This window comes from Pantoea sp. CTOTU46764, assembly GCF_031974595.1.
GTDB lineage: Bacteria > Pseudomonadota > Gammaproteobacteria > Enterobacterales > Enterobacteriaceae > Pantoea > Pantoea trifolii.
The window spans coordinates 7,789-22,557 of sequence record NZ_DALYOQ010000004.1; the positions used below are offsets into that span (position 1 = coordinate 7,789).

Here is a 14,769-nt window from a genome sequence, read left to right on the forward strand (position 1 = left end):
TTCAATGCCTTGCGGCGGCGGCACGTCAGAAAGCGCACCGCTATCCTGGGTGACCGCTGGGGTGTCGGCCCACGCTGGCGCAAACAGCAGCGCCGTTGCCAGCGAGCTTGCCAGCAACGTTTGCGTCAAATTCTTCATGCAGCGCTGTCCTCTTTTGCGGCGGGCTGGTTATCACGCTTACGCTTCTCACGGCGATCTTTCCAGGTCAGCCAGAACAGCTCAAAGACGGTACGAATAATGGTGCCAAGCGAAACCAGTGGATTGTCTTGCTTATATTCCGGCTGAATCCAGGCATCCGCGCGCGCCAACACCACGCGCACCAATTCACGACGGCGCGACAGCGGCATATCGCCAAAGCGCAGACGGATGCTCTCTTCATCGCCGGAGATTTTACTCACCGGAATGGTGATGGTGCCCGATTTCAGCAACAGGTCGATCTCTTCGATTTCATCGTGTTCGTGACGATTGTCCGGCGCATCCAGCTGCGCGCCGCCCATCGAAAGATCGCTGGTTTTCGTGCGCGACGAGATGCCGCTGGCGTAGTGAATCACCGCCGGAATCTGCACTTCAATACGGATGGTTTTACGCACTTGCTTGGTTTCGCGCGCCACGGCAATCGCCGCCATCAGGATAATCAGGCTGAACACCGCCCAGCCGACGTTGAGGGCGATAACGTAAGGATCGACGCCAAAGTAGTCATGCGCCGTCGCACGTACCACGCCAGCGATGATGCCAATCGACAGCAGCACCGCGACAATCACGTGTGGACGCACGATGTGGAAGTCGAAGAAGCCCTGATCGAGCAGGCCACCTTTATCCGTTACGTTAAACTTGCCGCGCTTCGGTGCCAGCATGGTCAACAGCGTGGGGATTACGAGGTGGAAGCACATCACGGTTTCGTAGATTTCGCCCCAGAAGGTGTAACGGAACTTGCCGTTCATCCGTGAGTTGACGTAGAGCGACATCACCAGATGCGGCAAGACGTAGGCGAAAATCAGCGATGCCGACGAGTGAATGATATTCAGGTTGAACAGCAGGTAGGCCAGCGGTGCCGTCAGGAACGCCACGCGCGGCAAGCCGAACTGGAAGTGCAGCATGGCGTTGAGGTAGCACAGACGTTGCTGCCACTTTAATCCACGGCCAAGCAGCGGATTATCGACGCGGAAAATCTGCGTCATGCCGCGCGCCCAGCGGTTACGCTGCACCACGTGCAGACCAAGACGCTCGGTGGCCAGACCGGCCGCCAGCGGAATCGCCAGGAAGGCCGAGCCCCAACCGAGACGCTGCATTTTCAGTGCGGTATGCGCATCTTCCGTCACGGTTTCCACCGCAAAGCCACCGATCTCTTCCAGCGCGCTTCGGCGAATCACCGCACAGGAGCCGCAGAAGAAGGTGGCGTTCCAGTTATCGTTACCCTGCTGTACCGGGCCGTAAAACAGTGAACCTTCGTTCGGGATGCTGCGCGCCGCGCGCAGGTTACGCTCGAACGGATCCGGTGAATAGAAGTAGTGCGGGGTTTGCAGCAGCGCCAGCTTGGGATCTTTCAGGAACGGACCGACCGTCGCCTGCAGGAAGGTGCGCGTAGCCACGTGATCGCAGTCGAAGATGCAAATCAGCTCACCTTTGGTGATCTTCATGGCGTGGTTGAGGTTACCGGCTTTGGCGTGATTGTTATCGTCACGGGTGATGTAACCCACGCCGACGTCAGCGGCAAATACCGCAAACTCACTGCGTTTACCGTCATCCAGCAAATAGACCTTCAGCTTGTCGCGCGGGTAATCAATACACTGCGCCGCCAGCACAGTATCACGTACCACATCGAGGCTTTCATTGTAGGTTGGAACATACACATCCACCGTTGGCCACAGGCTGGTATCATCCGGCAACGGTTCGATGGTGCGTTTTAATGGCCAGGTGGTTTGCAGGAAGCCGAGAATTAAGATCAGCCAGACGTACAGTTCGGCCAGATATAAGCCGATACCGAGAATCGCTTCAATCTCAGAATTAAATTGCAGCGTCTCCGTGGTGCGCCACCAGATATATCGGGTCGACATCAGCGCGGATAGGATAACCATGACGATAGTTATTTTGCGGCTTTTGCTGAAGCCCAGTAAAAACATCATGCCGATGCTGATTAAGCCAAATATATATTGCTTCTGGCTGTCCATAGGCGTGATGACGATTACCGCCGCCACTGGTGCAAGCACCAGCAGCAGCAGGTAAAACCCGAGTTTACTCATGATTCACCCTGAAGAAGCTGTGTTGTTATTATGGGGCCGGAGACGGCCTCATTATTAATAGTGGCTGCGAATAGGTGCCTGAACTTCGCCGTTGCCGACGGTGATATTCAGGATATTGGCTGCGCGTTTTGCCACTAATTCGATATCAAACGCAGCGGCGGAAGCTGGGCTGAAATCATAAACAGATTGTTGCGAGGCATTGGCTTCCGCGACACTTTCATCACGATGTACCACGCCTAATAAGTTCTCACCCAGGCGCTGCTGCATAAAAGCGGTAACTTCACGGCTAATATTGCGGCGATTGTCGCTCTGATTAAGCACAAAATAATGACCACGTTTATTATTTAGCGGCTGACCAATCATGCGGTCATTTTCAATTTGCGGCAGTAAAGAGACCGACGCGGTATCCGCTAACATCACCACTAAATGCATATCGGCAAGTGCCTGCATTGCTTTAAGCGCGGGACCCGGACCTGGCGGAAAATCGGCGATAATCACCAGTCCCGGATAATTCAATACCGTGTCCAGACCGCGTTTCAGGAAATGCGGATCTTTTACCAGGTTCTCTTCAAAACGTTCACGCTGCTCTTCACTGACTTCGCCATAAGGCATGACGAAAATGTTGCCGCCGGTGGTCAGAATCGATTGGCTCCAGTCAGCCTGATCTTCAGAGCGCGCGACAAAGCCGCGACCATCATTCAGCGGTACGCCGAAATGCAGGCGCAAGGCGTTCTGAACATCGAAATCGATTGCCAAGACCTTGCTGCCAGCGCGAGCCAAACTCCACGCAAGGTTGGCCGCCATGGTGGTTTTCCCTACTCCCCCTTTTGGCGAGCACACACAAACTAACGGCATAGCGCAATCTTCTCCAGTAGCGGTTTTAACGGTGTTTCTTTTGACAAATTAGCGGGCTCGGCCGGACGCGAGCGGAACAGCGCACCAAAGCGAGACGGTGCGGGCGCAGCCGGACGTGCCGGTTCAACCGCAGCGGCAAAGGTGTGCGCAGGGGCTGGCGCGATCGGCGCTGGCGCTGCCGGTGCAGGCGCGGCAACAACAGCAGGCTGAGCAATTGGTGCAGCGGATGCGGCGACAGGTTTGGCCGGCGGAAACAGTGAAGTTGTGGCCTGACGCTCCACCAACGTGGCTTTTGGCGCTAATGGCGTAGCAGACGACACCGGTTTCGCTGATGTCGCGGGCGGGAACAGCGATGAGCCGGTCTCCGGCTGGGCAGCGACAGGCGCGTTCAGGCTGTCGAGAATCGATCCACGAGCCGGACTGGCAGGTGCAGCCTGAGCAGGCTCCGGCGGGGCGCTAAATTCATCCCCGCGAATCGGATGCGGTTGCGGCATATCAATGCGCTGGCCGCTTCCTAATTCAGGCTCTTGATCGGTGGTCAATTGACGCAGTAACGCCCACTGACTTTGATCGGCTTCATGCGATTGACCGGACATATCCTTAAAAGCGATATCAAGCGTCTGCGTTTTTTCTTTAAAACGCTGCAGATCGTCGTAATTCTTCATGATCAGAGCCTGTAAAAGCGGGAGGGAATTTTCCGCGAATATATCACACACATTAAAAGACGGTGAGACAAATCTGATTATTAAAACGCCGCATTCAACAAAAGAATTCTATCTTTAAGATTGAAAAAACGGGCATGCAAGAAGCGTGCAGTTATTTATTGACGGGTATTAATTAGTATCAATTAACAGAAATAATTACGCAGGGGATTTTAACCTAAGCTACTGAATTTTCTCTATTGCGCTGCAAGTTATGGATTTTATTTCATTGTGAAGTCGCTCACGCAATCCCGACGCAAATAAGAATTTGCCTTTACGCTTTAAGACCTGGTCAGGACCAATTGAGCACTGATGCACTCGCGTAATGCTTTTTGCATGGCTTTGGCCATAACAGGTTTTGTCGTTAATTAATCTGATGTATTAAGGATAAAAGAAAGGCTCCCGCAGGAGCCTTCATTCATTTATAGCCGTAATTTATCACGCGCCCACTGGCTGGTTCTCATCCTGATCCACCGCGAAGCAGGCGATTTGTTGATCGCCATACTGCTTCAGCTTTGGCTGCAACTGAACGCAGGTGCCAAAACGACGACGGCAGCGCGCGTTAAACGCACAGCCCGGCGGCGGATTGAGCGGGCTCGGCAGTTCGCCCGTGAGCTTGATGCGCTCGCGGCGATCGTCCGGGTTAAGGCGTGGTGTCGCTGACAGCAGCGCCTGCGTGTAAGGATGGCGCGGATTGCTGAAGATCGCCTCTTTGCTGCCCTTCTCAACGCAGCGGCCGAGATACATCACCATCACCTCATCGGCGATGTGTTCCACCACCGACAGGTCATGCGAGATAAAGACGTAGGACAAGCCTAAATCCTGCTGCAAATCCATCATCAGGTTAAGCACCTGCGCACGCACGGATACGTCGAGCGCGGAGACCGGCTCATCGGCAATCAGCACATCCGGGTCGAGCATCAAACCACGCGCAATCGCGATACGCTGACGCTGGCCGCCCGAGAACATGTGCGGATAACGATCGTAATGCTCGGTTTTTAGGCCTACCTTCGCCATCATCTCCAGCGTTTTTTCTTTGCGCTCCGCTTTGGTCAGCGAGGTGTTGATCACCAGCGGCTCTTCCAGAATCTGGCTGATTTTCTTACGCGGATTGAGCGAACCATAAGGATTCTGGAACACGATCTGGATTTTCTGACGACGCAGTTTCTGCGCCTGCGGATCGTGTTTTAACAGATCCTGACCGTGCCAGAACAGCTGGCCTTCGGTTGGCGTTTCAATCATGGTCAGCAAGCGGCCCAGCGTGGATTTACCACAGCCGGATTCACCCACCACCGCCAGCGTTTTGCCGCGTTCGAGGTTGAACGAGACGCCATCCAGCGCTTTTACCAGACGTTCCTGGCCAAACAGACCTTTCTTCACCGGGTAGTGTTTTTTCAGGTCAATCGCCTGCAGCAGGTAATCCTGCTGGTTGTTATCAAGACTCATAAGTCGGTCTCCCGGCATCATCCAGTGGGAAGTGACATTTGGCCTGACGGCCCGGAATGTCGCGCAGCTCCGGCTCTTCGCGGCGGCAGCGATCGGTCACATACGGGCAGCGCGGATTTAACAGGCAGCCGGTTGGGCGATCGTATTTACCCGGCACCACGCCAGGCAGCGAGGCCAGACGCGCTTTATCGGCGGCAAACTCCGGCAGCGCGCGCAGCAGCGCTTGCGTATATGGATGACGCGGCGCTTTGAAGATATCCACCGCTTTACCGCTTTCCACCACTTGTCCGGCATACATCACGATGATGTGCTGTGCCGCTTCGGCCACCAGCGCCAGATCGTGAGTAATCAGGATCAGCGCCATGTTCTCCTGCTTCTGCAACTCCAGCAGCAGTTCGATGATCTGCGCCTGAATGGTGACGTCGAGTGCGGTGGTTGGCTCATCGGCGATCAGCAGTTTCGGTTTGCAGGCAATCGCCATGGCGATCATCACGCGCTGGCTCATACCGCCCGACAGCTGATGCGGATAGACATCAAGACGCGATGCCGGGTCAGGAATGCCCACCTGATCGAGCAGATCAATCGCGCGCTGACGACGCGTACGTTTGCTGCCGCCCTGGTGCACCTTCAGCGCTTCCATGATCTGGAAACCCACGGTGTAGCACGGGTTGAGGCTGGTCATGGGGTCCTGGAAAATCATCGCTACTTCTGCGCCCACCAGCTGGCGGCGCTCTTTTTCGGAGATTTTCTGCAGGTCGCGCTGGTTGAACTCCAGTTTTTCCGCCATTACGCGGCCGGGATAATCAATCAGGCCCATAATCGCCAGTGAACTCACGGATTTGCCCGAGCCAGATTCACCAACAATACCCACCACCTGGCCTTGCTCGACCTGATAGCTGATGCGGTCAACCGCACGGAACGGTGTTTTTTCGTCGCCGAAATGCACCGATAACTTGTCTACATTTAATAACGCCATCTCGGTGCCTCTTTACTGCTTGAGTTTCGGGTCGAGTGCATCACGCAAACCATCGCCCATGAGGTTGAATGCCAGAACCGTTAGCAGAATGGTCACTCCAGGGAATGTCACCACCCACCAGGCACTTTGCGCATACTGCAACACGTCGGAGAGCATGGTGCCCCACTCCGGCGTTGGCGGCTGCGCCCCCATACCGAGAAAGCCCAACGCCGCCATATCGAGGATGGCGTTGGAGAAACCTAATGATGCCTGCACGATCAGCGGTGCCAGGCAGTTAGGCAGAATATTGATGAACATCTGGCGCAGCGTACCGGCACCCGCCACGCTCGAAGCGGTGACGTAATCGCGGTTCACTTCAACCAGCACCGCAGCACGTGTCAGACGGATATAGTGCGGCAAGGCAACGAAGGTAATCGCCAGCGAGGCGTTAACAATCGACGGACCAAAGATTGCCACCAGCACCAATGCCAGCAGCAGGCTTGGCAGCGCCAGCATGATATCGACCACACGCATAATGATGGCGTCAACCACGCCGCCGAGGTAGCCGGCCATCAGGCCAAATATCACGCCGAGAATCAGCGACAGCACCACCACCATGCAGCCGACCAGCAGCGACAGGCGCGCGCCGTACATCAGGCGCGACAGCACATCGCGGCCCACGTCATCGGTACCGAGAATGTAGCTCCAGCTGCCGCCTTCCTGCCAGACTGGCGGATGCAGCAAGGCATCGCGGAATTGCTCGGCCGGTGCGTGCGGTGCCAACACATCAGCAAAGACCGCGATCAACAGCATCAGAACGATGTAAACCAGGCCGATTACCGCGCCTTTGTTACGTTTGAAGTAGTGCCAGAATTCCTGCAACGGGGTCATCGGCTTGGGTGCAGCAGTTACGCTTGCGGGATCAACAGCAGACATGATTCCCCCTTATTTCTTATGACGGATACGTGGATTGACCACGCCGTACAACAGATCAACCAGCAGGTTGACCACGATGATCAGAATCGCCACCAGCAGCACGCCGCCCTGCACCACCGGATAGTCACGGCGTTGCAGCGCTTCGATCAGCCAGCGACCAAGTCCTGGCCACGAGAAGATGGTTTCGGTCAGAATCGCACCGGCCAGCAGCGTACCGACCTGCAAACCGATTACGGTGACAACCGGCAGCATGGCGTTACGCAGCGCATGCACCACAATCACACGCATACGCGTCAGGCCTTTGGCACGCGCGGTACGGATGTAATCTTCACCCAGCACTTCCAGCATTGAGGATCGCGTCATACGCACAATCACCGCCAGCGGAATGGTGCCGAGCACGATGGCCGGCAAAATCATGTGCATCACCGCATCTTTGAAATCGCCCTCTTCGCCCCAGAACAGCGTATCAATCAGCATAAAGCCGGTGAGTGGATGGCTGTCGTCGAGGAAGATGGTGTCGCTGACGCGCCCGGAGACCGGCGTGAGGTTCCACTGCACCGAGACCAGCATGATCAGCATGATGCCCCACCAGAAAATCGGCATCGAGTAACCAGTGAGCGAGATGCCTACGGCGGTGTGATCGAAGATCGAGCCGCGTTTTACTGCGGCCAGCACGCCAACGGGAATACCAACCGCCACGGCGAACAACATGGCGCAGATGCCCAGTTCCAGCGTGGCTTTGAAGCGTGGTACGAATTCGTCCCAGACCGGGATACGGCTTTTCAGCGAGATGCCGAGGTCACCGTGCAAGACGCCGTTGATGTAGGTGAGATATTGCTTCCACATCGGCTGATCGAGGCCAAATTGCGCCATCAGTTGCGCGTGACGTTCAGGAGAGATACCGCGTTCGCCGGCCATGATCAGTACCGGATCGCCGGGGATCAAGTGGACAAACGCGAAGGTCAATAATGTGATACCGATGAACGTTGGGATGACAAGGCCCAAACGTCGGAGTACGAATTGCAGCATAATCCTGGTTCTCTGACATTTCCCACAGCGTTACCGCCGGGGACAACATTGCTCAACACTCGCAGCCCGCCAGGGGCAGACGCGACGCAAGAAGCGCTTCAATATTAGAATTTGCCGGAAAAAAAGAGCGGAATACGGGCGGCGAAGGTGCCGCCCGAGGGCCAGCAATGCTGGCCCTGACCGCGATAATCCGAAAGGTTATTCCTGGATATCGACGTTTTCGAAGTGATGTTTACCTAATGGATCAACCACATAACCTGTTACTTTCTTGCTCACTGGCTCGTATACGGTTGAGTGAGCGATGATCAGCGCTGGAGCCTGGTCATGCATCACTACCTGAGCCTGTTTGTACAGTTCAATACGTTTGTTGTGATCGGCTTCAGCACGGGCTGGCTGAATCAGATCTTCAAACGGCTTGTAGCACCAACGTGAGTAGTTAGAACCGTCTTTCGCCGCTGCACAGCTGAACAGCGTGGCGAAGAAGTTATCTGGATCCCCATTATCACCGGTCCAGCCCATCATCACGGTCTGGTGTTCACCGGCTTTCGCGCGTTTCAGGTACTCGCCCCATTCGAAGGTGACGATTTTGGCTTTCACGCCAATTTTCGCCCAGTCAGCCTGAACCATTTCCGCCATGCGGCGTGCGTTCGGGTTGTATGGACGCTGAACCGGCATTGCCCACAGGTCGATAGAGAAACCATCCGCCATGCCCGCTTCTTTCAACAGCGCTTTCGCTTTCTCAGGATCGTAGGCGTAATCTTTGATGTCGTCGTTGTAGCCCCACATAGTTGGTGGGATCAGGTTTTTCGCGGCCTGACCAGCGCCCTGATAAACGGCATCGATGATGGCTTGTTTGTTCACCGCCATGGTCAGTGCCTGACGCACTTTCACGTTATCCAGCGGTTTTTTCTCGGTGTTGAACGACAGGTAACCGACGTTCAGACCAGGCTGTTCCATCAGGTTAATTTTGTCGTCTTTCTTCATGCTGGCGATGTCGGCCGGGTTCGGATACGGCATTACCTGGCACTCACCCTTCTGCAGTTTCGCATAACGCACAGACGCATCTGGCGTGATGGAGAACACTAAGCGATCAATCTTCGGCTTGGTGCCCCAGAAGTCTGGGTTCGCTTTGTACAGAATGCGCGAGTCTTTCTGATACTGCTGCAGCACGAACGGACCGGTGCCCACTGGATTGAGGTCCAGCTTCTCAGGCGTGCCCGCTTTCAGCATGTTGTCGGCATATTCTTTAGAAATGATTGAGGCGAAGTCCATGCCGAGGTCAGCGATGAACGGCGCTTCTGGGCGCGTCAGGGTGAAGCGTACGGTGTAATCGTCAACTTTCTCGATTTTGGCGATCAGCTTAGGCATGTCCATGCCTTCGAAGTATTCGTAGCTGCCGCCAGAAACACCGTGGTATTTGTTGTTTTTGTCGAGCTGACGCTCGAAGGAGAACACGACGTCATCGGCATTAAAGGTGCGGGTTGGCTTGAAGTCTTTGGTGGTTTGCCACTTCACGCCCTGACGCAGGTGGAAGGTATAGGTTTTACCGTCCGCGCTGACATCCCATTTTTCTGCCAGGCCTGGCTGCAGCTCGGTGGTACCGGTTTTGAACTCAACCAAACGGTTGTAGATCGGTACGGAGCTGGCGTCGTAGGTGGTGCCCGATGTGAAGAGCTGCGGGTTGAAGCCTTCCGGCGAACCTTCTGAACAATAAACGAGGGTTTTCGCCTGGACACCAGCGGCAACGGTCATAGCAATCAGGCTGAGACCGACCTTCAGCATCCTGGATTTAGCCAGGGAGTTGATCATGTTTTGCTCCATTGTGATGTGATGTTGTGTGCGTCGCCCGACCTCTGATTTTTTTATGCGGTTCGGGCAGGTCAATTAAGAGTAAGCAAAATGTGAGCGGTTATTTTTTTGTGCTGGCACCGTGGAATCTGTCAGACACGTCCTTCTCTACATTTTATTGACGCATCAATTTGTCAACAGTTGCAATGAACGTCAATACAGTGTGGGGTTATTTACACAGAGTGTGAGTAAGTGCAAGCAACGATAAAAAACACCCTTCTCAGCGTAAGCCAAAATTAAAAAAGGTGATAAAGCGCTCAATGCCGCGTGATTATCTGGCTATGTAGCCAAATGGCAGTGATTATCACCGTTAAAAAACACACAAAACTTATTGGTAAATGTTGAATATCTGAACGATTCTTCGTGCGTTATGACGTTCAGGCAGCGGAATGTGCTAGTGAAATGGCATAAGAAATCAGCATGATGCATAAACCGGTCATAAGAAGAATGTTTCGCGAATTAAGCGCGCGGGTTCGATTTGGCGTGGGGTGCACGCGGTTAAGTTGGGATAATGGTGAGTATTGTTGGTTTGGGAGATGGAACGAGTAAATTTAGGGGTTTTGATGATTATTGGTGCGTTGCTCAGGAAAGGCGGCTCGAACGCAAAGTCGGCGTGAATACGTCCCTGTAGCCTCGACCGCCGCATCCCTGCGGCGGACGCTTTGCTAACCGAGCCGCCTTCCCATCGCTCTGCTGACTTTAGTTTTTGCTGTTAAAACAATGCAGAGGATTTTGATTAAGGATGGAATACAGGGCCGCGGAGTAAAGCTTCCGACGCATGGATGCGTCGGCAGAGCCCACAGGGATGTGTCCACGGCGACTTTACGGAGCGGCCCTGTATTTCAGCCTGATCGGCTGAGGAGCGAACTATATAGAATCCCAAATTACAGACGAAAAAAAACCTGCTTATAAAAGCAGGTTTCTTCAAAGATGGTCGGCGAGAGAGGATTCGAACCTCCGACCCACTGGTCCCAAACCAGTTGCGCTACCAAGCTGCGCTACTCGCCGATGGGGGCGCATATTACTGCGCTGCTAAAAAAGCGTCAATGCCTTTTACTGAAAACCCATCTGATCGCCTGGAAAGCAAGCAAAGATCAGCAACCCCAGCAAATCAAAGCGGTTTAGCCGGCGTGGCTGCCGGTGCCGAACACCAGTTATTCGCGTCTTTAATTCCGCCGTCTGGCGAGGTGTAGCCGAGGCAACCCATAATGGTATCGAACAGCTCAACATGGCGATGGGTTTTACCTACGCGCTGCTGCGCCTGCAAACGTTCGAAGTTGCTGCGGTTAGTGGGGTCCTCAAGATACTTATCAGAAGCCCACACCATCATCGGTACGCGGAATTGCTCCGGTGGCGCCATCTCGCGCGGCGTGCCGTGCAAGTGCATATTCTCGCTAATCGACTCACCGTGATCGGAGGCGTAGAACACAATCGCCTTCTTATCACGCAGTTGATCGAGCACGCTGTCCAGCATGGTATCAACGTACAAAATCGAGTTGTCATAGGCATTAATCAACTGCGCTTTACTGCACTTCTCATCAACGCCCATGCATTCCGGCTTATAGCGCGCGAAATCACGCGGGTAACGCTGAGAATAAAGGTAGTGCGAGCCTTTAGTGTGCAGAATCACCACATGCTTGCCTTTCGGGAAGCGTTGTAACGATGCCTGTAACTCCGGCACTAACAGCATGTCATCGACCGCTTTGCCCTGATTACGCTTCTCTGAGCCAATCTGCTCGCGGAACGAGAAGTTATTGGTGTCAGCGTTATCGTAGAACCACACTTCGCTCTGCATCGCGAACAACTCAGACGTAAAGCCCAGCTCTTTCAATACAGCGAAAACGTTTTGTTCTTTCAGCGTGCGACCCGGATTATCCATGGTGCCGCCTTCGCGCACGAACATGCAGCGCAGCGACAGCTTGGTGGCGGTATCACAAGATTCACCACGGAACGCGACCAGATTCTTCTCTTTCGACAGCTTCGGCGTGGTATCACGATCGTAGCCAAGCATCCCCATGTGATCCCAGCGCGTGGTTTCACCAATCACGAACACCATATAGGTATCGTCGATGCCCGCTGGCGCGACGTAGGTAAATTTCTTCGCCGGATCGAGCAACTCCTGGCCATCCCACTCTTCATCGACTTTAGTCCAGGCAAACAGGCCCAGCGCGGCGATCCAGTTGGATGGCAGATAGGAGTGCGCCACCACGCCGCCATAACTCGGTAAATCGATGTTGGTGATTTCTTCATTCACCTTTTGCAGCTTGTCGAAATAGCGAATTGGCAGCCACACCAGCGCGACGCTCAGCAGCATAACGGCTATCGGCTTCAGACGTTGGCCAGGCGTTTTAAGTTGTTCAATCAGCGTGTGGCTGAGGTTATTGCGCCAGATAAGCAGCAGCGGCAGCGCGCTCACCAGCACCATCCACAACACGAAATGCAGGCCAATCACTTCTTTAGAGAGATCGATATCGGTGGTCATCACCGAGGCGATAATGCCGTAACCAATCACCACGTTGAAAAACGCCATGTAATAGGCGGCAGCAACAGAAATGATCACGGTGAGTGTGGCCAGTATGCGATAAGCCCATTTCCCGCCCAGCGACAGCAGGCGCATCAGGAAAAAGGTGAGAAGTACGGCAGCCATCACTTCTGCGGCAGCTGAGAGCCAATTTGAGATATTGGATTTTGTTAAAAAGCCGTCAAAGCGGCGATAAAATATTGGCAAATTCAATAAGATGCCCAGATAGAGGGCAAGCAGCAGAGACAGCTTTTGCTGCGTTAAACTTTTAATATAATTCATGAAAATATCTATTCCCGACCTGGTGTCGTTGTATCAACCGTTATGTGACTGTTTAAAGACAGCAGAGTTCGCTAAACCGCGGAAAAAGCGTGACGCAAGATGCAGGATCGGGACGATTCCGACTGGCGAAAGGGCGATGGCGCGAAGCCGAGCAGTAGAACATTTAACCAATGGTAAGACCAGACAATTTTTCTAATTGAAGCAGTTCGAATGTAATTCAGATGTAAAAAAGGCTCCCGCAGGAGCCTTTTATCGCTAGCCACATCAATTAGTTGATGATGTTCAGCGTCACGTCGATGTTGCCACGCGTTGCGTTTGAGTATGGGCAAACGATGTGCGCCGCATCCACCAGCTTCTGCGCTTCAGCCGCATCCATTTCTGGCAGATGGATATTCAGCTTGGCTTCAATTCCGAAACCGTTCGGGATTGGGCCAATACCCACTTCGCCTTCAATCCATGCATCTTTCGGCATCGCAATCTTGTCGCGGCCAGCTACAAACTTCATCGCGCCGAGGAAACAGGCTGAATAACCCGCGGCAAACAGCTGCTCTGGGTTAGTCACTTCGCCGCCTGCGCCGCCCATCTCTTTTGGCACGCCTAGTTTTACATCCAGCACGTTGTCAGAAGAAGTCGCACGACCATCACGACCGCCGGTGGCTTTTGCTTTTGCAGTATAAACAACTTGTTCTAAAGACATAATAACCTCGTTAATTCGCTATATAATCGCGCACTACTTATTATGCGCAAACCTGAACGTCATCTATGGGGATGTCGGGACAGCGACTTCCCCTGTTTATTAATTGGCGCGGTAAAGGCTGTCGCGCAACTCGTCTAACTGACCTTTCAGTGACGCCATTGCCTGATCATCGCAGGCCGTCGCACACTGAATGGCTTCCGGAATGCTTTCCGCTTTCTCACGCAACGCTCGACCTTCATCGGTCAACGTCACCACAACCTGACGCTCATCCTGGCGTGAACGCTGGCGTCGCAGTAAACCCGCGCTCTCCAGACGTTTCAGCAGCGGCGTCAGCGTTGCTGAATCAAGAAACAGCTGCTCACCAATCTCGGAAACCGTCACATCGTCCTGATTCCACAGCACCAGCATCACCAGATATTGCGGATAGGTAATCTCCAGCCTGGATAGCAGCTGGCGATAGACTTTGTGCATCGCGAGATTCGCCGAATACAGCGCAAAGCAGAGCTGCTGATCTAACTGAAGTGGCGCCTGCTTCACTTTTTTGTCATCTTGATTACTGTTCATGGGTTTGAATATAAATAGCGCGCTAGATAATTGCAAGCGACTTTTCTCTGGGAGAGTGAAATATGCGAGATTCACTGGAAGAGCAAGCGCGCCGTTATGCCACTGAAGCGCATGCTGCTGCGGGTCAACGCCGCAAATACACTGACGAGCCTTACATTGTGCATCCGGCTGCCGTCGCCGAGTTAGTGCGTAGCGTTACCGATGATGAACAGATGATTGCCGCCGCCTGGCTGCATGACACGGTCGAAGACACGCCCAGCACTCTGGATGATATCGAGCGCCATTTCGGCGCGCGCGTGGCGGACCTGGTAGGTCAACTCACCGACAGCGCGCAGCCTGCGGCGAAAAATCGCGCCGCACGTAAGCTGGCGCATTTCCGTCACACCGCCGATGCGTCGCCCGAGGCGCAAACCATTAAGCTGGCCGACATCATCGACAACACCCGCGCCATCGTGCAGTACGATGCCGACTTTGCGCGCGTGTATTTGGTGGAAAAGCAGATTCAGATTCAGCTCCTGCGCGAGGGCGATAGTCATTTGTGGCAGCAAGCTGAACAAACCATCAAACAGGGATTAGCGCAATTAGCGCTGCCGCCATACAGCGTGCCAGAGAGTTGGTTCATCAAACAGGCGGCAAAGTACGGCGCTATAAATTAAAAAACCCGCCATTTAGGCGGGTCGGAGCATCCTCAACAA

13 protein-coding genes and 1 tRNA gene are annotated in these 14,769 nt (G+C 54.0%); 1 reads left to right on the forward strand and 13 read right to left on the reverse strand.

Annotated elements, in window-relative coordinates:
* The 13 genes from RTM06_RS02540 to RTM06_RS02600 all read right to left on the reverse strand — a co-directional run.
* The coding region (locus RTM06_RS02540; RefSeq protein WP_312179893.1) for a hypothetical protein at positions 1–138 on the reverse strand (138 nt) is incomplete at its 3' end.
* Positions 135–2,240, reverse strand: coding sequence for a UDP-forming cellulose synthase catalytic subunit (bcsA, locus tag RTM06_RS02545; protein ID WP_312179738.1), 2,106 nt, complete (start codon positions 2,238–2,240; stop codon positions 135–137). The genes bcsA and RTM06_RS02540, both read right to left, overlap by 4 nt.
* A gap of 54 nt (positions 2,241–2,294) precedes the next feature.
* On the reverse strand, positions 2,295–3,095 hold the full coding sequence (gene bcsQ, locus RTM06_RS02550) for a cellulose biosynthesis protein BcsQ (RefSeq protein ID WP_256698000.1): 801 nt from the start codon (positions 3,093–3,095) through the stop codon (positions 2,295–2,297).
* A complete protein-coding gene (gene bcsO, locus RTM06_RS02555; RefSeq protein ID WP_312179741.1) occupies positions 3,086–3,760 on the reverse strand; it encodes a cellulose biosynthesis protein BcsO in 675 nt (224 codons plus the stop codon). Before bcsO ends, bcsQ begins: the two co-directional genes overlap by 10 nt.
* Before the next feature lie 474 nt (positions 3,761–4,234).
* Positions 4,235–5,242 (reverse strand): dipeptide ABC transporter ATP-binding subunit DppF, encoded by a 1,008-nt coding sequence (dppF, locus tag RTM06_RS02560; protein ID WP_256697996.1) that lies wholly within the window; start codon positions 5,240–5,242, stop codon positions 4,235–4,237.
* Positions 5,232–6,218, reverse strand: a complete 987-nt coding sequence (gene dppD / locus RTM06_RS02565) for a dipeptide ABC transporter ATP-binding protein (protein ID WP_008104610.1) — start codon at positions 6,216–6,218, stop codon at positions 5,232–5,234. The genes dppF and dppD overlap by 11 nt, the downstream gene beginning before the upstream one ends.
* A gap of 12 nt (positions 6,219–6,230) precedes the next feature.
* The gene (gene dppC, locus RTM06_RS02570; RefSeq protein WP_008104612.1) at positions 6,231–7,133 is read right to left on the reverse strand and encodes a dipeptide ABC transporter permease DppC; all 903 of its coding nucleotides are present in this window, start codon (positions 7,131–7,133) and stop codon (positions 6,231–6,233) included.
* A gap of 9 nt (positions 7,134–7,142) precedes the next feature.
* The gene (gene dppB, locus RTM06_RS02575) at positions 7,143–8,162 is read right to left on the reverse strand and encodes a dipeptide ABC transporter permease DppB (RefSeq protein ID WP_154181932.1); all 1,020 of its coding nucleotides are present in this window, start codon (positions 8,160–8,162) and stop codon (positions 7,143–7,145) included.
* 198 nt (positions 8,163–8,360) lie between these two features.
* Entirely contained in the window at positions 8,361–9,971 is a 1,611-nt protein-coding gene (gene dppA, locus RTM06_RS02580; protein WP_256697995.1) for a dipeptide ABC transporter periplasmic-binding protein DppA, read from the reverse strand.
* Between the two features lie 970 nt (positions 9,972–10,941).
* A tRNA-Pro gene (locus tag RTM06_RS02585) sits at positions 10,942–11,018 on the reverse strand.
* Between the two features lie 103 nt (positions 11,019–11,121).
* Complete coding sequence (gene eptB / locus RTM06_RS02590) at positions 11,122–12,813, reverse strand: kdo(2)-lipid A phosphoethanolamine 7''-transferase (RefSeq protein ID WP_256697993.1); 1,692 nt, start codon at positions 12,811–12,813, stop codon at positions 11,122–11,124.
* A gap of 268 nt (positions 12,814–13,081) precedes the next feature.
* The gene (locus RTM06_RS02595) at positions 13,082–13,510 is read right to left on the reverse strand and encodes an organic hydroperoxide resistance protein (protein ID WP_008104621.1); all 429 of its coding nucleotides are present in this window, start codon (positions 13,508–13,510) and stop codon (positions 13,082–13,084) included.
* Between the two features lie 99 nt (positions 13,511–13,609).
* The gene (locus RTM06_RS02600) at positions 13,610–14,074 is read right to left on the reverse strand and encodes a MarR family winged helix-turn-helix transcriptional regulator (protein WP_008104624.1); all 465 of its coding nucleotides are present in this window, start codon (positions 14,072–14,074) and stop codon (positions 13,610–13,612) included.
* Between the two features lie 62 nt (positions 14,075–14,136).
* On the opposite strand from RTM06_RS02600, the gene RTM06_RS02605 reads away from it, so the two are divergent.
* A complete protein-coding gene (locus RTM06_RS02605; RefSeq protein ID WP_312179750.1) occupies positions 14,137–14,730 on the forward strand; it encodes an HD domain-containing protein in 594 nt (197 codons plus the stop codon).
* Positions 14,731–14,769: the final 39 nt, after the last annotated feature.